The organism is Anaerofustis stercorihominis, assembly GCF_024623185.1.
Classification (GTDB): Bacteria; Bacillota; Clostridia; order Eubacteriales; family Anaerofustaceae; genus Anaerofustis.
In genome coordinates, this window is the sequence record NZ_JANJZK010000011.1 from 39,016 (window position 1) to 62,792 (window position 23,777).

17 protein-coding genes and 1 pseudogene are annotated in these 23,777 nt (G+C 30.6%); 14 read left to right on the top strand and 4 right to left on the bottom strand.

Translation table 11 applies throughout. The features are described 5' to 3' along the window. The first annotated feature begins 149 nt into the window (after positions 1–149). From NSA01_RS07570 to NSA01_RS07620, 12 genes are all read left to right on the top strand, one after another. Positions 150–9,545: a DNRLRE domain-containing protein gene (locus NSA01_RS07570; protein ID WP_257480877.1), complete on the top strand. Its 9,396-nt coding sequence runs from the start codon at positions 150–152 to the stop codon at positions 9,543–9,545. Continuing rightward, positions 9,546–9,947 carry a DUF5412 domain-containing protein gene (locus tag NSA01_RS07575; RefSeq protein ID WP_257480878.1) on the top strand — a complete coding sequence of 134 codons (402 nt, stop codon included), beginning with the start codon at positions 9,546–9,548 and terminating at the stop codon, positions 9,945–9,947. A 175-nt stretch (positions 9,948–10,122) separates the two neighbouring features. Next, the gene (locus tag NSA01_RS07580) at positions 10,123–11,223 is read left to right on the top strand and encodes an amidase domain-containing protein (protein ID WP_257480879.1); all 1,101 of its coding nucleotides are present in this window, start codon (positions 10,123–10,125) and stop codon (positions 11,221–11,223) included. A 10-nt stretch (positions 11,224–11,233) separates the two neighbouring features. Continuing rightward, entirely contained in the window at positions 11,234–11,884 is a 651-nt protein-coding gene (locus NSA01_RS07585; RefSeq protein WP_257480880.1) for a hypothetical protein, read from the top strand. A 394-nt stretch (positions 11,885–12,278) separates the two neighbouring features. Continuing rightward, positions 12,279–13,334, top strand: coding sequence for a hypothetical protein (locus NSA01_RS07590; protein ID WP_257480881.1), 1,056 nt, complete (start codon positions 12,279–12,281; stop codon positions 13,332–13,334). A gap of 241 nt (positions 13,335–13,575) precedes the next feature. Beyond that, positions 13,576–14,568 carry an RHS repeat-associated core domain-containing protein gene (locus tag NSA01_RS07595; RefSeq protein ID WP_257480882.1) on the top strand — a complete coding sequence of 331 codons (993 nt, stop codon included), beginning with the start codon at positions 13,576–13,578 and terminating at the stop codon, positions 14,566–14,568. Beyond that, entirely contained in the window at positions 14,538–14,711 is a 174-nt protein-coding gene (locus tag NSA01_RS10100; RefSeq protein ID WP_373887190.1) for a hypothetical protein, read from the top strand. The genes NSA01_RS07595 and NSA01_RS10100 overlap by 31 nt, the downstream gene beginning before the upstream one ends. A gap of 4 nt (positions 14,712–14,715) precedes the next feature. Further along, a complete protein-coding gene (locus tag NSA01_RS07600; protein WP_257480883.1) occupies positions 14,716–15,267 on the top strand; it encodes a hypothetical protein in 552 nt (183 codons plus the stop codon). Positions 15,268–15,433: 166 nt separating this feature from the next. Next, positions 15,434–15,925 (top strand): RHS repeat-associated core domain-containing protein, encoded by a 492-nt coding sequence (locus tag NSA01_RS07605; protein WP_257480884.1) that lies wholly within the window; start codon positions 15,434–15,436, stop codon positions 15,923–15,925. A 170-nt stretch (positions 15,926–16,095) separates the two neighbouring features. After that, on the top strand, positions 16,096–16,314 hold the full coding sequence (locus tag NSA01_RS07610; RefSeq protein ID WP_257480885.1) for a polymorphic toxin type 44 domain-containing protein: 219 nt from the start codon (positions 16,096–16,098) through the stop codon (positions 16,312–16,314). Beyond that, positions 16,311–16,685, top strand: a complete 375-nt coding sequence (locus tag NSA01_RS07615; protein WP_257480886.1) for a DUF5412 domain-containing protein — start codon at positions 16,311–16,313, stop codon at positions 16,683–16,685. Before NSA01_RS07610 ends, NSA01_RS07615 begins: the two co-directional genes overlap by 4 nt. 376 nt (positions 16,686–17,061) lie before the next feature. After that, complete coding sequence (locus tag NSA01_RS07620; protein ID WP_257480887.1) at positions 17,062–18,330, top strand: M16 family metallopeptidase; 1,269 nt, start codon at positions 17,062–17,064, stop codon at positions 18,328–18,330. 30 nt (positions 18,331–18,360) lie between these two features. On the opposite strand, the gene NSA01_RS07625 is transcribed toward NSA01_RS07620, so the two are convergent. Then, positions 18,361–18,918, bottom strand: coding sequence for a GNAT family N-acetyltransferase (locus NSA01_RS07625; RefSeq protein WP_257480888.1), 558 nt, complete (start codon positions 18,916–18,918; stop codon positions 18,361–18,363). A gap of 119 nt (positions 18,919–19,037) precedes the next feature. Between NSA01_RS07625 and NSA01_RS07630 the strand changes: the two genes are divergently transcribed. Further along, positions 19,038–19,940 carry a PHP domain-containing protein gene (locus tag NSA01_RS07630; RefSeq protein ID WP_257480889.1) on the top strand — a complete coding sequence of 301 codons (903 nt, stop codon included), beginning with the start codon at positions 19,038–19,040 and terminating at the stop codon, positions 19,938–19,940. Positions 19,941–19,953: 13 nt separating this feature from the next. Continuing rightward, the gene (locus NSA01_RS07635; protein WP_257480890.1) at positions 19,954–20,838 is read left to right on the top strand and encodes a PHP domain-containing protein; all 885 of its coding nucleotides are present in this window, start codon (positions 19,954–19,956) and stop codon (positions 20,836–20,838) included. A 35-nt stretch (positions 20,839–20,873) separates the two neighbouring features. Here the strand turns inward: NSA01_RS07635 and NSA01_RS07640 are convergent, their stop codons facing one another. From NSA01_RS07640 to rnhC, 3 genes and pseudogenes are all read right to left on the bottom strand, one after another. Next, a complete protein-coding gene (locus NSA01_RS07640; RefSeq protein WP_257480891.1) occupies positions 20,874–21,440 on the bottom strand; it encodes a sugar O-acetyltransferase in 567 nt (188 codons plus the stop codon). A 300-nt stretch (positions 21,441–21,740) separates the two neighbouring features. Beyond that, a pseudogene (locus NSA01_RS07645) lies at positions 21,741–22,708 on the bottom strand (helix-turn-helix transcriptional regulator). Between the two features lie 145 nt (positions 22,709–22,853). Then, the gene (rnhC, locus tag NSA01_RS07650) at positions 22,854–23,768 is read right to left on the bottom strand and encodes a ribonuclease HIII (RefSeq protein ID WP_257480892.1); all 915 of its coding nucleotides are present in this window, start codon (positions 23,766–23,768) and stop codon (positions 22,854–22,856) included. Between the last annotated feature and the right edge of the window lie 9 nt (positions 23,769–23,777).

Below are 23,777 nucleotides of genomic sequence, written 5' to 3' on the forward strand. Positions count from 1 at the left end.
TAATAAGAAATAATAATGGTAAATAATGACATATTTTATCAAATATTGTTGTAAACGATATTACTATATGATATTCTTATTATATGAAAATTAAGTGAATATCATGTGTAAATAACATGGTGCGAGCTTGTGGTATAAAGGAGTATAAAATGAAAGAGGAAAGAAAAATTAGAAGAAGAATAGAGAAGTTTGTATCGCTACTCGTAGCATTTTTATTGTTTTTTGAAGTTTTCTTGGGCGGATTTTCGCCAATATTTGCTAAGGCTTCTGAAAATAGTGATGTAAAAAGCATGAGAGTAGATACATCGAGAAAAGATGATGTAATCGAAAAAGGGAAAGATTACACCATTTATGAAAACGAAGATGGTTCCAGAACGATCGACATGTATACAGATAACGTCAGAGAAAAAGACGAAAACGGTGAATATGTTGATTACGACAGTTCCATTGAGACTCTTCCTCAAAAGAGAAGCAGAAGTGCTTCCGATTACAAATATAAAAATGTAAGTGGTGTGACCGATGTTATGCTGCCTTCGGATTTTGCGGATAATAAACTTATATCGGTTTCCAAAGATGGTAAAGATCAAGTTACCTTCAGACCGATATTTGAAAAAGAAGCAGATAGCAATGAGACAAAGGGTGAATTACAAAAAGAGAATGTAACGGATATATATGAAGGTAATGAAGAAAAGAATACCAAAATTATATACGGTACGGATGATAAGAACGTAAAGCTTGAATATATACCTTTGGATAACGGTATTAAAGAAAATATAATTTTAAATAAAAAACCGGATAATAATAAATTTTATTATGAACTTACCTGCAAAGGAATGGTTCCTACTATTCCCGAAGTAGGAGGAGTTCTTTTTAATGATAAAATTTCGGGAGAAGAGAAGGGTGCTATTTTAGTGCCTTATATGACAGACAGCTCCGAAGGCGGTGCATACAGTGAAGACTTACATTATTCTTTAGAGGAAATAGATAAAGAAAATGATAAATATAAACTTATTTTAACGGTATCAAGGGATTATCTTGATGATGATAACAGAATATATCCTGTTATTATCGACCCTACATATACCGCAAAGTCTACAGACGGCGTTAAAGATGTATATATAGAAAGCGGATATCCAACTTCAAATTTCTACGTTAGTACGATCAGAAAAATGCCGATAGGTTATGGTTCCACCGATAAAGTCTGCAGGACTTTAATGAAATTTCCTGAGCTAAGTGCTAAAATCAAGAATAATTATGTCACAAGTGCCGCATTAAAACTTTATGAGCTAAGTAACGGTTCACCTTTTTCAACCGTGGAAGTTCATAAAAATGCTTCATCTTGGGCATTGGGTGAGGTCACATGGAACAAAAGACCTAAATGGACTTCGACTGTATATGCTTCAAAGAAGCTTAGCAATACTACCGCAGTGCATTCTTTGAATATAACAAAGCTTGTACAGGAATGGGCAAGGGGTACACAGGCTAATTACGGTATATTGCTAAAAGCGAGTGTAGAAAGTTCAGGTACTAAAAATTATAATTCTTTCCATGGTACGAGATCTTCCACTGCGGCAAAGAGACCTACTCTTTCTGTCAACTATACTGTTCCTTCTCCTAAACCGCCGGGAAAAGCAGAAGTAACGGTAAATGGTGCCAAAACAGTTTATGTAAACAATAAAAGCGGGGATAAAGCTCTAGCTGTAAAATGGACAGGTGTTACTTCAAATTGTTTAGAAGCTGTTCAGGCAAGACATATAAGATATAAGGCTGATAATGTATTTGATAATGCAACAGAAACTATGGCATATAAGAATACGGGAACTGTAGCGGCAAGCGGTACTTATAATACAAAAGCTGCCTTATCAAGCGGCTGGAGCGAAGGCAGGTACGGCATAGGGATCAGAGGAGTAGATAAAGGCAATAATAAAGGAAGTGGTACATATTGTTATATTTATGTCGATAATACTGCACCTAATAAAGTCAGTAACATAAAATTAACTTCAAGCAGAGACGGTACATCTCAAACAACTTCTAAAGTTAAAGTAACTTATACATCGGGAAGTGACCCTGGAACCAATTCATCCGGTGTTGCTAAACACAATATCATACTTTACGGTGAAGACGGGAATGTTATCCAGAATGTTACCACTGCAAATATGTCTACTTATACTTTTACCAATGTGGAAGCGAACCAGAACGTTTATGTTAAGATTGCCAGTATTGATAAGGCTAACAATAAATCTGCTTTTGTTCAAAGTGCTAATCATTCTATTTCTAATATGGTAAAACCTGAGATAGATCATGCAAATACGACTTCGTCATTATCTGATGATACATATATTAATAACGTCAATAAAGAAATGTTTATTTCTTGGAAGGTCAACTATAAAGACGGTGATAAAGAATTAAATTTAGGTAAGATAACTTGTAATGTTTTAAAAGAAGACGGGATTGCCGTTAGCGGATTTAGTGAAAAAAATCTTGTTTTCCCTTCTTCCGTAACAGGATATCCAAAGGAATATAAAGAATATGATGTAAGTAATGTATTTGGAAATATAGATACACTGGTTGACGGAAAATACAAAGTCAGATTAAGATTTTATTCAAGTGATAACCTAATTTATGATGAAAAAGATTTTATATATAATAAAGATACGACCTCTCCTGAAATTGACATAAATACTCCCGATGAAAATGCCGTCTTGAAATTGGTTTCCAATATTTCATATACGGCAGCTGATGCTATAAGCGGGATAAAGGATAGTAAGATATATCTTGTTTACAGTAATGGAAAAGAAAAACTGCTCACTGAAAACAGCGGAAATTATAATTTTGATACAACAAATTATGACGAGGGTAATTATAAAATAAAAATAGTCGTAAATGATAAGGCTGGAAACAAGAATGAAGTTTTAAGAAATGTAAGCATATCAAATCCTCCGCCTACACCTATAGTAGACTTTGCTAAGGTGTTTGGAGGAAGCAATGATAATATAGAACTAAATTACAGTTGGGTCAGGGGGGACGAAAGTATATCCAAAGTAGATCATATCGAGTATGCCATGGACAATAAAGAAAATTGGATTAGTATACAAGATTCCAATCCTAATATAGATGAGAATAACAGATATGAAAATAAAACAGCAAACCTTAGTGTTGAAAACCTAAAGGAAGGAACACATACTTTTTACTTTAAAGCTGTAGATCATGACGGCGTAAGCGGTACTATAAGAAGCTTGAAGTACACCGTAGATGCTACCGCACCTGTTATTAGCATATCTAAACCTGCTATGAATTCTAAATTTATAGATTTGGTTTTCTTAAAAGGTACAGTGGAAGATCCGCATTTACTTAGTTACGATGTTATGATTGCAAATGGAGAAAATACGGTAGAGTCTGATTATACTTTAGTAAAAACTGTTGATAATCCAAAAGAAAAAGATAATATTTCCGGTACTTTAGCTGTTTTAAATTTGAAGGATAATGATAAATACCCTATAGGACAGAAATTAAGTATTAAAGTAAAAGCTAAAGATACTTGTAATAACGTTAATAATACCAATAATGTAATTGTAGTTGAAAAGAAAGATGTCATACATCACGATGCAGATTTTAGTGTAGAAAAAACTACTGTTACTGACGGTGGAAAAAGTGAAGATATGGTTTTGGTTGGGGAAGAAAAAGCTTCCTTTAGTTTAAAGACCCTTCAAAACGAATCTTATAACGAGAATAATACAAGTTATTATATAGATGGAAGTACTGAATCAAAGGGTGAAGACGGTAAATTTGATTTCTCAGATAATGAAAAATTTTCTGATGACAGTATACATAGTTTGATCGTCAGGGATACAGTAAGTGAAACACCTAAATATTCTGTTCCGACTTATGATTATAATTTATATGATAATATCGATGTAAGTGATGAGACTTTAACTAACTTAGAAAGAGAAAATAATTTGATAAGCCTTACAGATAAGAGCATATCCGGCGAATACATAATCAAGTCTGATGCTGCCGGGATCGTATCAGAAAATACATTATCTCTTAAAGTCATGGCAGAAGATACCATTCCTGAAGGCTGTGAGGTCGAATATTACTTAAGTCTTAATGATAAAGATTATATCAAAGTAAATAATGATGAAGAATATTATTTAGGAGGAAGCAGAGATAAATTTATATTAGATAGTTTAAAATTAAATAATATAAAACTAAAAGCTGTCTTGAAAGGGAATGGTGAAAACTCTCCTTCAATATCTTCGGTTAATGTTCTTGCAAAAGGTTCAAGCGGGGATGTTTTAAAAGTTGATATGATGAATAAATACAATCCTAAAAACGTGCAGGTTAAGAGCGGACTGAATTACAGAACCAAAATCAGCTGGGATAAAGTCGAAGGAGCCGATAACGATAATGTTATATATGAAATATACAGAAGTGAAGGAGATACATTTGATGTCAATAAAGCCGAAGTCGTAGCCGAAGGTGTGAAAGACAATTACTGGTTTGACAGCTATACTCCTATAGATCAGTACAGTAATGCCAATAATAATGAAGGAATTATGACCAGATCTTCCGCTATAATGAATTACGAAAAAGACTTTTCATACAAGGTAAAGGCAGTCAAAGATTTCAGCGGAAAGGTGAGGAAGAGTAACGGTACACTTGGAAATAATCCTTCTACACTGCCTGCTCTAAATGAGTATACAAAGCGCCTCGGAGATAAAGATTACTTGGGATATTTTGATTTTGAAACTCCCGTAAGTAACGGTAAAGTAGAGCAAAGTATGGGTAACTTCGTATACGAACAGTCCGACGGAAGTGTAAAAGGCAAGAATTATGATATAGATATGTCGAGAGTGTATAACAGTAATTCCACGAGTGTGACACCTCTTGGAATAGGCTGGGACTATGAATTCAATCAAATATTACTTCAGACATATGATGAGTACGGCGATGAAATGGGTATGGTCTATAAAGACGGAAGCGGTACGATTTATAATTTTGCAAAGATAAAGAATGAAAAATTATCCGTTAAAGAAAATATCGATGAAGCAAGCGGAAATATAGTATCCAGAGAGACAAAATATCAAAGTCCGTTCGGAACATACATTCTTTTAACTAAAATAGAAAAATTGGATATAGATGATATTGACAGCGACGGAGATTTAAGTGAAGTAATAGATGTAAATTATATTATCAAAACAAAAGACGGTGATACTTCTACCTTTGACAGAAATTCACAGATAATATCGACCGAAGACAGAAACGGGAACACGATGGTATATAGGTATTTTGATGAAGATATTAACGCTCCGATGGATTCAAATATAGATTACAGAAGCAAAGGCAAAAAAGGATTGCTTAAAGAAGTCGAAGTTTTAAACGGAAAATCAATAAGTGAATTTGATAATGAGTATAAAACCAAGCTTAGCGAGAGCAGTGAAAATCAGCAAAAATTCAAAAACAGCAGAAGCATTATGACTTTTGAATATAATGATGAAAATATGATTGAAAGAGTAAATATGCCTCATGGTAAATACGTTACATATTCATATAAAAATGTAAGCTTCGGACTTGGTAAGAATAGAAAAGTCCTAGCCAGTGTAAATAGTCATGTCGATGAAAATAATTCTCTTGATTACAGTTACGGATACTCAAGCGGAAGTAATCTTAGTACCATAAAAGACGGCGAAAATAATGAATATACCATAGACTATTATAATGATAACGATAAGCTTGACATGGTTAAAAAGGTAACTTATCCTAACGGAGAAGGTAAGAGCTATGAATATAGTAAAATCGGTGGAGATGAAAGTGCTCAGAAATTTGATAAGACAACAGAATATATCCATAAAAAAGCGGATATAGGAGATAAACTTAAAAATATTATAGGAGAGGACCCTACTGTTATTGCAAGCAGTGAAGTCAAGTATAATGTTGACGGAAATATCATATACAGTAAAGATGCTAAAGGCAACGAAGTAGTAAGCGAATATGAAAACGGGCTCGAAGTAAAGACAACAAAGACTGTGGATACTTATACCTTAAGTAACGGAACGGTTCAAAAAGGCAGTAAGGAAAAGGTTTCCACCACTAAGTATGATTCGATACCTGATAATAACTCCCTCGCTTGTATCGCAGATACTAAAGGAAACGTTCTAAAAGAAACTGCGGAAGACGGAAGCGTGACAGAATATAAGTATGACAGCGAAGAATTTGACGCCGACAGTGAAATAACCACTTTAGATGGAAAGACCCTAGAACAAAATAAATATGATTATGATGAAAAAGGGAATATACTTACAGAAGAAGAAACGGTTTCCGGTGATAAAACGATAAATACTTATGACGAAGACGGTGAGCTTTTAATTGAAGAAAACATAACCGCAGGAAATAAAATAAGCTCTACATCATATGTTTATGATGATAAGGGCAACACCGTTAGTGAAACGACTAAAAATGCAAGCGGAAGTGAAGAGAGAACTACAAATAGTGAATATGATAAATTTGGCAGAGTAACGAAAGAAACGGACGCAAAAGGTTATTCTACGATGTATGAGTACGACGGATATGACAGAGTGATAAAGACTACGAAGAACTCACTTACCGACAGCGAAATAGCAGAGGGCGGAAGCAATAAGCCTATAGTAACCGAAAACAGATATAATAACAACGGAAGCCTCGTTTACGAAAAGAAAGAAGACGGAAGCGAAATCACTTATGAATATGACGATATGAATAAGGCTGTTAGGACTGAAACTGTGAAAGACGGACAATCGAGCGTAACGACTAATTCTTACGGTTATGCAGAGGGAAATGAAACTGACTTTATTATGGGGAATGAAGAAAATAGAAATTATGATTTCCTTTATAAAGAAACAAGTACTACCGACGGCATAGAAAGTATAAGTTATTCGGATGTAAACGGACAGAATGTAAAAGAGTATTCCAGAGGGAACACCACATATAATGAATATGACAATCAGGGACAGCTTATAAAGACATTTAACATCGAAGATGACGCAGATGTGAAATATGGCAGACTTACCATGAACCTTTATGATGAAAAGGGGCAGCAAACATGCACAATAGAAAATCCGATTTATGATGCGGAAAACAAAGTTTACACTGCCGATGACCAAAAATCCCTTGTTACAACAACAAAATATGATAAACTTGGTAATAAGATAAGCGAAACGGACCCTATGGGGAATGAGACAAAATATGGATATACCGAGGATAAGAAGCTAAATAAAGTTATCCTTCCCGGAGAAAACGTAACCGAGACTATGGAGAACATATCCGAAGGCGACAACACGAAGGCAGAAACAAAAAATGCCCTTGGAAACAAGAGCGAAGAAGTAACGGACAGCTTCGGGAACACCGTAGAGATAAGGGATATAGGAAAAGGGACCGAGACGGAAAAGAAAATCGTAACGAAGTACGATTACGATAAGAACGACAACAAAGTAAAAGAAACTTATTCAAACGGTGACTATAAGACCTTCTCATATGATTATGACGGGAAACTTTTAAAGGAAGAGCATTTCAGAAAAGATGACATTAAGAAAAGCGAAGACATAGTCTACAGCTACGATTTAAGCGGGAATGTAGTAAAAGTCGTTCAAAGCAAGTACAGCGGTGAAGAAGTATCAAGCGTGAGATATACACTTAACTCTTATGACGGAAGGAACAGGCTGGTAAGTTCTTACGAGGGAGAAAAAGAAACTCCGAGCGAAAACGAAAGATTGAGATATTCTTATAACGACAAGAACGAACTTATCAAAGTCACTTATCCAAACTTAGAAGCGGGAACGAAAGAAGTCATATACGAATACAGTGAAAACGGAAAAGTGATGAACATCAAAGCCGTTACATCTTCGAGTTCGGCAGAAAAACTTGTAAGGCAGTACACTTATTCTCCTAAGGGGAATGTGGAAAATATCAAGGACTACACCGGATTTGACGCGGGAAATGACAACTATATTTTAAGAAGCTATGAATATGATTTATTCGACAGAGTGACTCATATCAAATATGCAAACGGTGACGACCTTACAAACGCAAAAGAAGAATATAAATTCACTTATGACAAGAACGGGAATATACTAACCGAAGAAATTTTCAACGATTATCTGACGGAAGTGGGAAATAAAATTCATGCAGTAAAGAGTTATACCTACGACGAACTGGGAAGGCTTACAAAGGTCGAGGTAACGGATAAGCCGGATAATGACAGCGTAACCACCACAACATATACTTACGATAAAGTCGGCAACAGGCTAAGCAGGACAAAGGACGGAGCGAGGGAAGACTACGAATATAACGATTTAAACGAACTGTTAAAGGTAAAGAGCGGAGAAAACATAATAAAGGAATATTCCTACGACGCAAACGGGAACACGAAGAAAGAAGTGAGCGGAAGTAAGGAAACGAATTACTCTTACGATATTTCCAATCAGATGACCAAGTATGAGGCTAAGGGCGGGGAGAACGTTACTTTGACTCAGAACAATGAGTATAATTATGAAGGGCAGAGGATAAGGAAAGAGGTTGTTGATAGCAGTAAGGAAACTCCTGTTACTAAGGTGAATAATTATGTTTATGATAGAGGGAATGTTATTTGTACAACAGATAATGAAAATAAGCTTATTTCATCTAATATCCTAAACTTAGATGGTAGTGTAATCTCAAGTGCAAGATTAGATAATAGTCATTTTAAGTATCATTCTTATAATAAAGATACTAGAAACAGCACCTCAACTCTTGTCGGTGACGATAATGTTGGTATCGTGGCTTATAAGTACGATGAGTTCGGCGGTACCGAAGTATTAGGCAATACAAGCTTTGAAAATGAAGTGTGTTACACGGGACAGGTGTATGATAAAGAGACTGGAGATTACTACTATAATGCGAGATACTATAACCCTGAGGACGGCAGGTTTGTGACAGTTGATACTTATAGGGGTGAGTTTGAAGAGCCACTAAGTTTGCATTTGTATGCTTATTGTGCCAATAATCCTATCAACTTTACGGATCCGAGTGGGCATAAGAAAAAGAAAAAACAAATAGTATATTTAAATGATAAGTTGGATAAAAAAATGAATTCAAGTTATAATCATTTACTATCTTATATAAAAAAGAATGTTCATTGGTATAAGCCTTCAAGTATAATTGGATTTTATAAGCATTTTGTTTCTTTAGTAAAAACTGGTGGTGCCTGGGATTTAAAACGAAAAAAAGAATGGAAATTTAAGAAGAATAAAACTTATTATTTTTATAAAACTAAATTAAAAGATGCTGCAGATGTTGGTAATATTCATTTTGGGTATGTAGGTTTTGGTTTCTTTTCAAGGGCTGTTTTATGTGCTGGTGCTGGTGCATACCAAATTAAAAGTGGAACATCTAAATGGAAGTTTTGGTGGTCATACGGAGATGATCCTAGAGATACTCAAATGATAAGATTAGGTTATAATGTACATTGGGATAGGCATAAAAACCAGCAAAAGCAAAAAATTGCAAATAAGAGAAAGTTATGGAAAAAATAAATGAAAAAATTATTAAATAAAAAAATTATATTTTTTGTAATTATCTTATTTATTGGCTTATTTATACATAGAAGTTTTTTTTCAATGTCTAATTTGCCAAATGGTAAGCATATTTTTAGAAGCAGTTCACCATCACATAAATATACTTTTAATGCATATTTATGTGATGGTGGTGCGACTACCGATTATGCTATTAGAGGTGAAATAATAGATAATAATACTGGAAAAAAGAGAAATATTTATTGGGACTATAGAGTTAATATTGTTAAATCCAAATGGATTAATGATAATAGTATAGTTATTAATGGTAAAAAAATAAATGATGTAAAAAAAGATAAATATGATTTTAGAAATAGTGAAGAGTATGATGAGGATTTTAATTATGAACATTTTTATAAATGATATGTTTTAAATTAAACATATTGAAAAATAATAGAATATATAGTATGTTTGATGTGAGTAAAATGTGAAATAAACTAAATAAACGAAAGGCAGAAGCAACGGGATTGGGAATGGGCTGAGACTCGCTTATTAAGATAGGGCTTCTGCTTTTTGATTACATGGATAATTCTTCGAAATGAAGAATTATCCATGTAATTATGAAGGGCAGAGGATAAGGAAAGAAGTTGTTGATAGTAGTAAGGAAACTCCTGTTACTAAGGTGAATAATTATTATTACAACGGCGAAGAAATTTTGTATATAACTGATACAAATGATAAGAAAATCACAGAAAATATTTTAGATACAGACTTTACTTTAAGATTTTATAACAATCAGCCAACGCTATATACTCTCAATACTGACGGACGAGGTTCTACATCGGTAGTTGTGGACTCATTAAATAGGGGTATAACGGGATATAAATATGATGAGTTCGGAAGTACTGAAATAGTGGGTAATACAGAATTTAATAACGAAGTATGTTACACCGGACAAGTATACGACAAGGAAACCGGGGACTATTATTATAACGCGAGGTATTATAGCCCTGATGACGGTAGGTTTGTGACTGTGGATACTTATAGGGGTGAGTTTGAAGAGCCACTAAGTTTGCATTTGTATGCTTATTGTAAGAATGATCCTATTAATTATAATGATTATAGTGGGCATAAGTATGATAGAGGTAAGGCTATGAATTATGCAAGTAAAATGTGGAATAAAGGTTATTATGATTATATAAAAACAGGTTATTATTATTATAAAACTGGTGATTGCGCGAATTTTGTTTCTCAATGTTTATACAAAGGTGGTATTAAAACAGATAAAGACTGGTACTCAAAAAGAAGTGTAAAGAAAAAAACTTCTCCTTATGCAAAAAGAGATTGGCGTAAAAAATATGATTGGAAAATTGCATCTAGTTGGAGACAAGTTAATCCACAGCGAGATTATTTAAAGAAAGGTAAAGTTACATGTAAAGGGGAAATAAAGAAAAATACTAATATGAAAGAATTTATTAAAAAATATAAACCTCAAAAAGGAGATATATTAAATTTTAGAAGAACACCGAAGAAAAGTATAAATCATGCTGCAATGATTAACAATGTGGTAAATAATACAAAGAAAAAAAAATATGGTATTAAATATACTGGACATACTGATCCTGCATGGAATAAGAATGTAATGAAGTATTTTGATGATTATCCAGATGGAAGTGTATATGTTTTACATGTAAAGTAGGTACATATTAATGAAAAAAAGAATATATATAATATTTATAATAATATTAATATTTAGTTTTCCTTTTCTATATAATTCTATAAAAATACATAAAGATATGTTTTTTGAAATATATCATATTAAAAAAATTTTAAATAGTTTTACATTAAATGAGAATCATATTAAAACATTAAAAGGTATTAAATATATAGGAAATAATAGTAAAAACATAATTAATATTTCAGATATAAATGAATTGCCATTAACTCAACTTATAAAATTAGATAATGATATAGACGGAATAAGGTATCAATATGATGATATGGAAAGTAATATTTGTTTTATAAATTTAAATAAGTGCATTTTTGATAAGAAAAAGATAAAAAAAGTATTATTAAAAGAATATGACGGGGTAAAACATTATATAAAAAAAGAGGTTTTAAATAGTGAACTTTCTATTATTAAAAGGCAATGTGTACTAAATAGTGGTACAATTAATGGATTTAATTATTTTTATTATATAAATTATACTCCCTTACCAGCAAATAGTTGGGATGAAAAAGAAGCTCATTTATTTGTATATACAGATAAAATATTTATATCTATAAGAGCTCAGCAAGTAGGAACAAAGAATTTAGGAGCAGGACAGTTAAGGAAACTAATTAATAAAATCAAAAAATAGATATAAACAGGAGTAGAAAAAAAGGAATATGATACTACAATGATTATCTTTCACTGATATTCATAAAAGTACTTCTGTTTTACCCGCTATTCTTCATAATGAAGAATAGCGGGCTTTTTAATTATTTATAATGAAATAAATATAATATATCATAAATATTAATCTATATATATTGAAAAATACATGATTTTATGATAAATTAAATGTGAGAGAAATATGATATAAAACTCCAAAAAGCAGAAGCAATGTAATTGGGAATGGGATAAGACTCACGAAATAAGATAGGGCTTCTGCTTTTTGATATATAGAAAGTTCTTTAAATTGAAGAATTGTAAGAAAATTATTAAATTTATATAAATTTCATTTTTAAAGGAAACTAAAGGAATAATATAACATGTTAAAAAAAATATTTATAAGTATATTATCAATATTAATAATATTTAGTTTGAGTGCTTGTAGCAACAATACATTGTTCAATGACGATTGTGATTTATATAATAATGATATTATTAATAACTATTTTCAAATGTATGTTTCAGATGGTAAATCTAATTCATACTTATCAACAAGCAAATTTTTATATAACATAAATAATAAAAATATTTATGAAAGTTTTTCTGATACAAATCATAGTGTAAAAAACTTGAATTATTTTAAAAATACATTATATTACTTAAATGAAAGTACAGGAAATTTATGTTGTTTAGATGAAAATAAAAATGAAAAAATTATTAAAGAAAATATAGAAAATTATGTTATTGCCAATAATAAAGTTTATTTTTATAAATACACAGATAATAATAAATTAGAAATTCTAACCAATAAAAATGAACTTTATAATATTCCCAATATTGATCAAAATAAATTTATTTTTGTAGACTTAAAAACATTGTATTATATAGGAAGAGATCCTAAAAATATAAATGATGATATAAAATCTGATTTAATTTATCATTATGATTTAAAAAAAAATAAAATAAATACAGAAATTAATTTAAAGGATATAAAAAATATTAAAGGAGAGAATTTATCTAATTATGAGATAGTTGATTTTAATGTAGCCGATAATTATATTTATATATTTATTAAGTATAGTAATAAAATTTTATTATTAAAGTACGATTTGAATAATAAACATTATACATTTTTAAATCAAAAGTATTTAAAGGACAGTGAAGATTATTATAGTTGTTACTATACGCATAAAAATGCTTATCTCATAACAAAAGATGAAGATAATTTTTATATTTATAAAGATAATTTAAAGGGTAAAAGTATAAACAAACCTCTTATAACTATATATAATAAATTAGGAACAAGGGGTGAAGACTTAGATTTATTAGCTATAAATAAAAAAAATATTTTAATAAATAGTAGATTAGGTCAAGAAAGGAGTCATCTATTTCTTTATGATTATAATGGAAAATTTATAGAAGATAAAATTCTTTAGCTACACCTACGACGAACTTACAAGGCTTACAAAGGTCGATGTAACGGATAAGCTGGATAATGACAGCGTAAGCACCACAACATATACTTACGACAAAGTCGGCAACAGGCTAAGCAGGACAAAAGACGGAGCGAGGGAAGAATACGAATACAACGACTTAAACGAACTATTAAAGGTAAAGAGCGGAGAAAGCATAATAAAGGAATATTCCTACGACGCAAACGGGAACACGAAGAAAGAAGTGAGCGGAAGTAAGGAAACGAATTATTCTTATGATATCTCCAATCAGATGACCAAGTTTGAGGCTAAGGACGGGGAGAATGTTACTTTGACTCAGAACAATGAGTATAATTATGAAGGGCAGAGGATAAGGAAAGAGGTTGTTGATAGTAGTAAGGAAACTCCTGTTACTAAGGTGAATAATTATTATTACAACGGCGAAGAAATTTTGTATACAACAGATGAAAATAATAAGAAAACCATAGAAAATATATTGGATACAGATTTCACTTTAAGATTCAATAATAATAAATTATCAGTATATACACTTAACTCTGACGGACGAGGTTCGACATCTGTAGTTGTGGACTCACTAAATAAGGGTGTAACGGGATATAAATATGATGAGTTCGGAAGTACTGAAATAGTGGGTAATACAGAATTTAATAACGAAGTATGTTACACCGGACAAGTATACGACAAGGAAACCGGGGATTATTACTATAATGCAAGGTACTACAGTCCTGATGAAGGAAGGTTTGTGACCGTGGATACTTATAGGGAAGAGTTTGAAGAACCTCAAAGTCTTCACTTGTATGCTTATTGTGCTAATAATCCGATTAACTTTATTGATCCTAGTGGGCATAAATATGATAGAAATAAAGTTACTAAATATATAGAAAAATATGCATTTAAATATAATAAAAATTATCCAAATTTTAATACTAATGGTGGTGGAGATTGTGCTAACTTTGTTTCACAGTGTGTTAGATATGGAGGAATTGCAAAAAATAAGAAGTGGTATTGTAATAAAAGGAAAACTCCAATAAATGGTAAGTATGGTAAATGGACATGGAGTAAAGCATGGGCTGTGACACCTAAATTATATTCATATATGAAGAAAGGGAAAAAAGTTGTAAAAATAAATAAAAAGAAATATATAGCTGATAAAGTCAAAAAAATAATATTAAAAAGGGAGATCTTATATTTTTCAGATTACAGGGGTTTGGTGTAAATCATGCTGGTATAGTTAGTTCTATAACTAGAGATAAAGATATAAAATATGCTGGACATAACACGGATAGAGCTTATTGGCCACTATCTAAATCCTTTGATACTAATAGTAGATTTATGAAAGTTAATATAGTTAGGATGTGATCAATTGAAAAAATATTTTATATTTATTTTATTAATATTATCATTTATAATAGGGATATTTTATTTTTTATATGATATATTAACATTATCTCCAATTCAACTTGTTGATAAAATATATTATGAACAAAATAATGAGGAAAAAAACTCTAAAAAATGTGAAGAGTTTGTAACAGAATTGATTAAAAGTAATAATTATGATAAATATAATAAGAATATTTCAAATGATAATTATAACCTAATAAAATCATATCATTATTATATAGATGATAAATATAAAAATTTAGTTAAACCGTATCCTATAAAATGTATTTATAATGAAGACAAAAAATATATTATTTACTATAAAACAGGATATTTTGTCGAAGACCCAAATACTTCAGAGTATATTTATGCAACAAGTACTAGTACTATGAGAATCGTTATTTTTTATGATTCTGAAATATGGAAGGTAAAAGAAGTAGATACTGAATTAGGTATTGAAGGGTTAGGGTCAAATAAGTTTAAAAAAATATGTATAGATTATATTAAATCTATAAAATTAAATAAATTTTATTAATAATGAAAATGTTTATTTAAATATATCATATATTTATTAAGAAAAAAGTGTGAAACAAGTCAAGAAAATAAAAAGGCGGAAGCAACGGGATTGTGTTGGGTCAAACTCTCTATATAAATAGTGCTTCTGCTTTTTGGTTATACGGATTATTCTTCGAAATGAAGAATTGTGCGATATCGGCTTAAATGTGATTTCCAGCGCAAGATTTGAAAATGGCAGTGCTAAATATTATTCTTATAATAAGGATACGAGGAACTCTACTTCTACTATTGTAGGAGATGATAACGTAGGTTCTGTTGCTTATAGGTATGACGAGTTTGGCGAAACCGAAAAACTTGGAAATGAAAGTTTGGAAAATGAAGTGTGTTATACGGGACAGGTGTATGATAAAGAGACGGAAAATTATTATTATAATGCTAGGTATTACAGTCCCGATGAAGGAAGGTTTGTGACTGTAGATACTTATAGGGGAGAATTTGAAGAACCGTTATCACTTCACTTATATGCTTACTGTGCCAATAATCCTATCAACTTTACGGATCCAAGTGGGCATAAAAAGGTAGACATAACAAAGAAATTAAGAAAAGCTATGAAAAAGCATTATGAAGCATTTAGAGGAAATTATTGGTCCAATATATATATATGTATGGAGCAATAGGAGGAAGGACAAATAGTATTAAGTATTTTATCAATAAGGTTAAAAGCGAAGGGAAATGGGATTTAAAATATTCATGGAAGTTAAAGTCATCAAAAAAATATAAGTTTGGTAAAAAAACATTAGCTTATGATGATCCAGGTAATATACATTTTGGATAAGTTGGAGCATTTATGTTTACAAGTAAAGTATTAAGATTAGGCGCTGGTTTATATCAGATTAAATCGGGAACATCTAGCCTTAGCTTTTATAAATCTTATGGAGATGACCCTAGAGATAGTGAAATGATAAAATATGGATATAAATTAGCTAAAAAAGACGTGAAGAAGGGAAAAATTGGTCCTTGGTTGATTAGATCCTATTCAAATAGTATAAGTTGGAAGAAGAAATGATGAAAGATATAATTAAAATTATAGCTAAAATATTTGCTTGTTTTATACTTATCTCTTTTATTGTAGTAACGTGTTTTCCAAGGGTTTCAACACAAAAACTTACACCTGAAGGAGAATATTTGTTTTCTATAAAATCTCCCTATGATGAAAAAAAAGTGAATATTTATTTGTTTAATGGTGGGGCAACAACAAATTATTATATTAGAGGTGAAGTTGAATATAAGAATGGTAAAAAAAGAAATATTTATTTTAATGCAGCTGAGGAAACTGCCAAAGTAAAATGGCTCAATAAGAATTCTTTAATAATTAATGGGCATTTAATAAAGGATATAAATTATGATTTTTATAATTTTAATTTTAATATTAAGTAAAAATATAATAAGATTACATATTAATATATTATAAAATATTATAATATATGATATGTTTAATGAGAAAGAACAGTGAACTAAAATTAAAAAAGGCAGAAGCAATGTGGTTGGGAATGGGCTGAGACTCACGAAATAAGATAGGGCTTCTGCTTTTTGATATATAGAAAATTCTTCAAATTGAAGAATTGTAAAGGTGTGACTATAAAAATATTAAAATTAATTTTTTTTCATTTTTTTTATTATAAATAATTCTTCATTATGAAGAATTAATATCGAGACAAAATATAAATTTAATTAAAAACGTTAAGCTGTTATGATTAAAAAGTAAGATAATAAACTTTTTAAATGAAGAATAAATATCTATGGAGATGATTTTATGAGCAAAGATAAAAATGATAATATGATTATATGTAAAAATGAACATCTGCATAATATTGGTATAGGTTTTTATTTTCATGGTGGGACTTTATATGAAAATAATAAAGTTAGAGGCATTTCCCATTTGCTCGAGCATATGTTTTTTAGAAAATTAAATAATATTTCTCAAATAGAATTATATAAAAAGGTAAATAAAATGGGTGTATCTTTAAATGGTACAACATATAAAGATTATATTAGATTTTATGCAACGGTGTTGCCAAAATATTATAATGATTTTATAGATTTAATCGTAAATTTATATGAGGATTTTTCATGGAGTGATGAAGAAATCAATGCTGAAAAAGAAGTTGTTAAAAGACAAATTGAAGAAAAAAGCACTTATTATTTTGATGATATCGTAAATAATAATTACTTTGAAGGAAGCTGTTTTAAGAATGAAATCATGGGAGACTGCCATAAAATAGATAGCCTTTCATATAATATAATCAATGATTATAAAAGAAGATTTTTTAATAAGGATAACTCAGTGATAGTATTAACCGGGAATTTCAATTCTGATAATATTAATTATTTAAATGAGAAATTAAAGAAGGCTCTTGCATTTTCTAGTAAACCTTTGATAAGGCAAAATACTGTTCCTAAAAAATTTTGTAAGAGAGATGAGAGTAATATTACAATTGTTCCGAGCGATTATGATATTATCGAAATAGAAATTAGAATCGATATATGTAAAAAAATAGATATGCATATGGTGGAAATTTTATTTAATATATTAGCTGTAGGGGACGGTTCAAGGCTTTCATTCAAGCTTAAAGATACTTTGGGGTATATTGGTGATATTGATTGTGATTTAAATTATTATGAAGATTTCAATACCGCTATATTAGCATGCAGTGTACATAATCATCTTCTCATAAAAACATTAAATATAATATTTGGAGAAATAAAAAATATTAAACATGATATAACTGAAAATGATTTGGAAGAGGTCATAGTATTTTTAAAAGATTTTTCTAATGTAATTGATTCATCAGAGGAGTTAAATGATTTAATCGGTTATGAAAGATTTGTACTTGGTAATAAAAATTTTAATATTGATAATGAAATAAGCGCCTTTGAAAATATAACTGTTGAAGACTTACTTAATACAGCAAAACAAATATTTAAATCAGAAAATATTAGTATTTATGTAGAAAATAACAGCACTATAGAAAGAAAATATAAAGTAAAAGATTGTATTTATAAAATTAAAGAAACATTATAAAAAAGACCTAAAATAAAGGTCTTTTTTAACTTATCTAGTCATGATCATGACGATTTCTTCAAACCATTCACCTTCAAAAAACTCCCCTTTTTTAAGTCTTTTATAAGGTTTGAATCCCGCTTTTTCATATGCTCTTACTGCACGTTCGTTTACACTTCTCGGACATATTTCGATTATGTCGGCATTTAAAGTATTAAACAGGTAAGAACACATTAATTTTAGACTTCTTGAGCCAAGTCCTTTGCTATGTCCCGCATCGGGAGCGATAAATATATCTATTCCGTAAGCATTATTATATGCTGTCAGATCATGGTCTATGTATTTCTTTTCATCGAATTCATAATACTGGATATATCCTGATGGTTTATGTAAATATTCTATAATACAAGGTTTGATCAAACTTTTTCCATGTATCCTGTCAAGATATTTTTCTTTTAGAGCATTTAGAGAATTATCTTTATCTCTTCCTCCGTAGTATTTGCTGACTTTTTCGTCGTCTCTCCATTTTCCGAGCATGATTAATTCTTCATCTGTGTCGTTAAGTCTTCTGATACTTAAATCTCCGTTTACAGCAATATATTCTTTCATAAATAACTCCTTATAAGTGGATTATAAAAATATTATAACATAAACATTTTATAGCTTTAATTGAAAAGTGAAAAATATTGGTATATAATTAATAAAGATTAAATAAGATGAGGATAAATATGAGCACAGTAGTAGATTTACATATGCACAGTATCAATTCAGACGGAACTTTGAGTGCTGAAGAAATGCTTAATATGATGAATGAATTGAATGTTGACTTTGCGTCTATAACAGACCATGACAATGTTAAAGTTTATGAACAAATAAAAAAAATCAATGTTAAATTTAATAAACCGCTTACTTTAATTCCCGGTACAGAGCTGGGTTGTTCTTTTGATGGCGTCATAAGAGATGTTCTCGGTTATGGGATAGATACAAAGGTAATAGATGATTTTGTAAGTAATAGATATTCAAAAGAAAATCAAATCAAGAAACAGAAAAGACTGCTTGAAGAATATAAAAGAGTATTTAAAAGAGCCGGGATAAAATTTGATGAAGATATAGAAGTTTCTAGGGGCAATAAGAGTGAAGCGTATATAACAATATATGAAAATCTTATAAAATATCCCGAAAATATAGAAAAATATCCTTTCATTTCTAAAATCACTTTGTTTTTCTGGAATTATTGTTCTAATAATGAAACTAAATTTTTTGTGAACGAATCTATGGATTATCCTACGATGAAAGAAGGAATAGAACTTATTCATGATGCGGGAGGATTAGCGTTTTTGGCTCACCCCTGTATGTATAGAATAGGAAAGTTAAGGACTCTTCAGCTTATCAATCATGCAATGGATTGTGGGATAGATGGTATTGAGGTAATGCATTCCCAGCATACTTTCGACGACAATTTGTTTTTGGCTGAGGTAGCAAGAAAATATAGGCTTTTAAAAAGCGGAGGAAGCGATTATCACGGCGGGACCAAGCCTGATATAAGTATGGTGACAGGGAAAGGCGATTTATATGTGCCATATAATATGGTAAAAGAGTGGATAGATAAAGTCAGACAGATTAAACTATAAAGGGGTGATAATTATGAATATAGACTTGCATATTCATACTAATAATTCGGATGGTGATGATAGTACTAAGGAGATCATAAAGAAGACGCGGGATAATGATATAAAACTTATATCTATTACAGACCATGATACTGTAAGTGCATATGATGATTTGAAAGGTATTGATACCGATGGTATTGAAATCATTCCCGCAGTTGAATTATCCTGTGCATATAATCATGAAATGAGAGATATATTGGGATATGATATAAATCTGGAAAAGATGCGAGAAATCCTTAAACGTTATGAATCTAAAGAAGAAGATATAAAAAGGGAAAATGCTTTATTAAAAGAATATGTTAAAGTATTTAAGGATAACGGGCTTATTATAGATGACGGACTTCAAATAATAGACGGAGAAAAAAATGAAGGATATAAAAAAGTGATAATAAGTGCGGTAAGTCATGAAGAAAATGTTGCTAAATTCTCGCAGATAATGAATCCTTCTGCTTTTTTCTGGGATAATTGTGCAAATAAAAAAAGCAGTTTCTATGTAGATGAATCAAGGTTTTTTAAAACTATTAAAGATACTATAGAGATTATACATGAAGCAGACGGGCTTGCTTTTTTCGCTCATCCGTGTATCCATCATATGCCTCATAATGAGGTAGGTAAAATGCTTGATGAAGCCAGGAAATATGGGCTTGACGGTGTAGAGGTCCTCCATGCCAAACATTCTGATGAAGATGTTGAATTCTTACTAAATTACGCAGATAGTAATGGTATTTATAAAAGCGGCGGTAGTGATTACCACGGAAGTCCCAAGCCTGATATAAAGATTTTGATTGGCAGAGGAAATTTGAATGTTGAGTATGATTTGGTTAAAGATTGGACTGAAAACTGCAAATATGTATTGTAATAATAAAAGGCTTGGATTATCCAAACCTTTTTTATTTACTCTTCTATTTCTTTAATTATTTTACATGGATTTCCTGCTGCGATTACATTTTGGGGTATGCTTTTATTTATTAGGCTTCCCGCACCAATGATTGAATTTTTACTTATGGTTACTCCTGGAAGTATGATTACATTACCTCCTATCCATACGTTATCTTCGATTATTACTTTTTTTGCGTATGAATATCCTGCTTTTCTTTTTAATGGATTTTCTGCGTGTCCAACGGTATATATGGAAACATTTGGGGCTATTCTGACATATTTGCCTATTACTACGTTCGCTTCAGCAAGTATAGTACAGTTGTGATTTATAAATGAATGTTTATCGATACTGATATTTTCCCCGTAATCACAAATAAAAGGAGGAAGTATGTCTACACTTTCATGTATGTAACCAAGCATGTCTTTAAGTATGCTTTTTCTTTTTTTGATGTCTGTAGTGCCAAGATTATTATACTTATCCATAAGCTTCTTATTTTCCAAAAGTAAGTCCATTAATTCTTTATTTTGTATATATTCGAGTTCATTTATCATTTTATCATATTCACTAAAAATTTTATCCATACAAATCTCTTTCATTATAAATTATATATTAATTATAACTCTTTATTTTTGAGATGTCATTAATTAAAAGTATATTTACGGCTGAAATTAATTTGATTTAATATTAAATTATTTTTTTATAATGTATGAGCATTTATTATTAAAATAATTAGTTGTCAATATTAAAACGCTTACTGTTGATTTTCTATACTTTAAGTTTTGTTTACGATAATAATTTGATATTAATCATATAAAATAAGAAAATATAAGCAGATTAATATATAGGAATTTTCAGTTTTATTATTATTTTTTATAAATTACTTATTTTCTTTTTACAGGTCTTATATACTTAAAATGTTTCTTTGGGTCAAAATAAAAGTAGATAATCCTGCCGGGAGAAGTGTCAAAGGTGTAATTGGTGTCAGAAAAATCAAAATCTGACATAGCTTTCTCGATTTTTTCTTCTACGCTTCGATTTTCCTGTTCATAGTCAAATGGTCCGTGTTCAAAAACGATATATTCGTCTTCTGGAACATCAACCATAAGCATTTGTGGGGGAACTTCTCCGCTAAAATCAAAAGGAAGACGCACTCCGTAGCATTCTGTACGAGGGAACCCCCAGTCGCATAGTCTGCCGCTTGGGTCATTGATGTATGCCATTATCTGACCGCTTGCGCTGTTTGCTTCACTTCCTCCGTTATCATCCAATTTTCCTTTGATGCTGTCCAGTAACCCGCAAATCGTTTCATAGTCCTGCCCCGGGATAAGGTTTTGTTTCTGCCAAAAATCCCAATATCCGTTGCTTTCATAGTTTTTAATATGTAAAAACTTGTGTGCGGGGATCGTTACAAAATAAATTTTAATATCAGCTGTAGATTTTATCATTCCAATTTCTCCAAATCCTAAAAAGTAGCGGTCAAAAGGGTTTATTTTTGTGCGAAGTATTAATGGCTTAGGGTTTTTTCTATATTTGCTGGGTGTTATACCATATACTTTTTTAAAAGCCCTTGTAAAAGCTTCATTGGATGAAAATCCGTAATCAAAAGCAATGTCTAAAATAGTCTTTTTGCTGTCTCTGACTTCTTTTAGTGCAAATGCTAATTTTCTCTTCCTCAAATAATTTCTTAATTGCATTCCGGATATTTCTTTGAATTTTCTTGTCGTATGAAACATTGAGTAACCAAGCTTTTTTGAAAGTGCGTTTAATGTCAATGCTTCGTCATTATGATTTTTATGCATTCATCGATCTCGTCAACGATTATTTGAATTTGTTTTCTCCATTCATACATAATTTATCTCCTCAATTCAACCACTCTGTATTCATTATATAAAATTAAAGATTTTTCTTCTTGATATTACTTGCTATTTATATATTTTAAAGAAATTTTTAGTTTTTTGTATTACAGGTTATTAAAAAAGGACTGGTGACAGTCCTTAACTTAAAATATTTTGTACGGTTTTAAAATGCATTTTACAAACATTATTTAACTCTTCTTCTCCGAATTTTTTAACGAATTCTTTTCCTTTAGAAATAACAATGCTGTTTGCTCCCAAAGGAAAATCAAAATCGTAGTGTTTATTCATGTTTTTTATGGTTGTAAGAAGTGCGTCTCTTGCTATAATACTTGCCGCTGCAACGGCTATATTTTGTTCCGCTTTTGGTTTAAATATCATTTCCAGATTTAAATCTTGAAGGCCGCTTCTGATTTGTTCTTCTCTTCCGAATTTATCCACTAAAGCTTTTTTAAATGGTTGTTTTTTATAAACATTTTTAATATTGGTTATATGAGCCCATGCTAAAATTGCATTTATATTTCCTATTTTCTTATATAATTCGTTGTATTTGCGTTGTCCTATTCTAAGTATCGAATAACTATTTGTAACTTTTTTTATCTCTTTTGCAAGCTTTATTATTCTATCATCGCTTAAATCTTTTGAGTCTCTGACTCCGAGAGTTTTTAATATATCGTACTCGTTTTTTTCTAAATATACGCTGCCTACGATAATAGGAGCATAAAAATCCCCTTTCCCGACTTCGTCGCTTCCGAGAAGAGGAGGGTCCATGATTGGATATAACTGATTTTTCTCGGTATCAAAAGCAGAGGAACTTAAACTGTTCCCCTGAAAAGTATCATATATATTATTTAATATTAAATTTAACTTATCGCTTTTACTCTGAGAAGTATCTAAAGTTGTTCCTTTTTTCTTGCTGGAATAAATCCTTACAATATTACTATCTATATGAAATTGTATACCATAAGCTATTTTTTTAAAATCACTTATACTATAAGATATAAGTTCATTGGAATTTTTTATTCTCAGATATAAATCCTCTGGTGTCTTATTCATTCTGTTTCC

What these genes read in the sequence shown, in the direction of transcription:
- NSA01_RS07570 (WP_257480877.1), top strand. Translation starts at nt 150, where the DNA reads ATGAAAGAGGAAAGAAAAATTAGAAGAAGAATAGAGAAGTTTGTATCG.
- NSA01_RS07640 (WP_257480891.1), bottom strand. Translation starts at nt 21,440, where the DNA reads ATGGATAAAATTTTTAGTGAATATGATAAAATGATAAATGAACTCGAA.
- rnhC (WP_257480892.1), bottom strand. Translation starts at nt 23,768, where the DNA reads ATGAATAAGACACCAGAGGATTTATATCTGAGAATAAAAAATTCCAAT.
- NSA01_RS07635 (WP_257480890.1), top strand. Translation starts at nt 19,954, where the DNA reads ATGAATATAGACTTGCATATTCATACTAATAATTCGGATGGTGATGAT.
- NSA01_RS07615 (WP_257480886.1), top strand. Translation starts at nt 16,311, where the DNA reads ATGATGAAAGATATAATTAAAATTATAGCTAAAATATTTGCTTGTTTT.
- NSA01_RS07575 (WP_257480878.1), top strand. Translation starts at nt 9,546, where the DNA reads ATGAAAAAATTATTAAATAAAAAAATTATATTTTTTGTAATTATCTTA.
- NSA01_RS07630 (WP_257480889.1), top strand. Translation starts at nt 19,038, where the DNA reads ATGAGCACAGTAGTAGATTTACATATGCACAGTATCAATTCAGACGGA.
- NSA01_RS07620 (WP_257480887.1), top strand. Translation starts at nt 17,062, where the DNA reads ATGAGCAAAGATAAAAATGATAATATGATTATATGTAAAAATGAACAT.
- NSA01_RS07590 (WP_257480881.1), top strand. Translation starts at nt 12,279, where the DNA reads ATGTTAAAAAAAATATTTATAAGTATATTATCAATATTAATAATATTT.
- NSA01_RS07625 (WP_257480888.1), bottom strand. Translation starts at nt 18,918, where the DNA reads ATGAAAGAATATATTGCTGTAAACGGAGATTTAAGTATCAGAAGACTT.
- NSA01_RS07580 (WP_257480879.1), top strand. Translation starts at nt 10,123, where the DNA reads ATGAAGAATTATCCATGTAATTATGAAGGGCAGAGGATAAGGAAAGAA.
- NSA01_RS07610 (WP_257480885.1), top strand. Translation starts at nt 16,096, where the DNA reads ATGTTTACAAGTAAAGTATTAAGATTAGGCGCTGGTTTATATCAGATT.
- NSA01_RS07585 (WP_257480880.1), top strand. Translation starts at nt 11,234, where the DNA reads ATGAAAAAAAGAATATATATAATATTTATAATAATATTAATATTTAGT.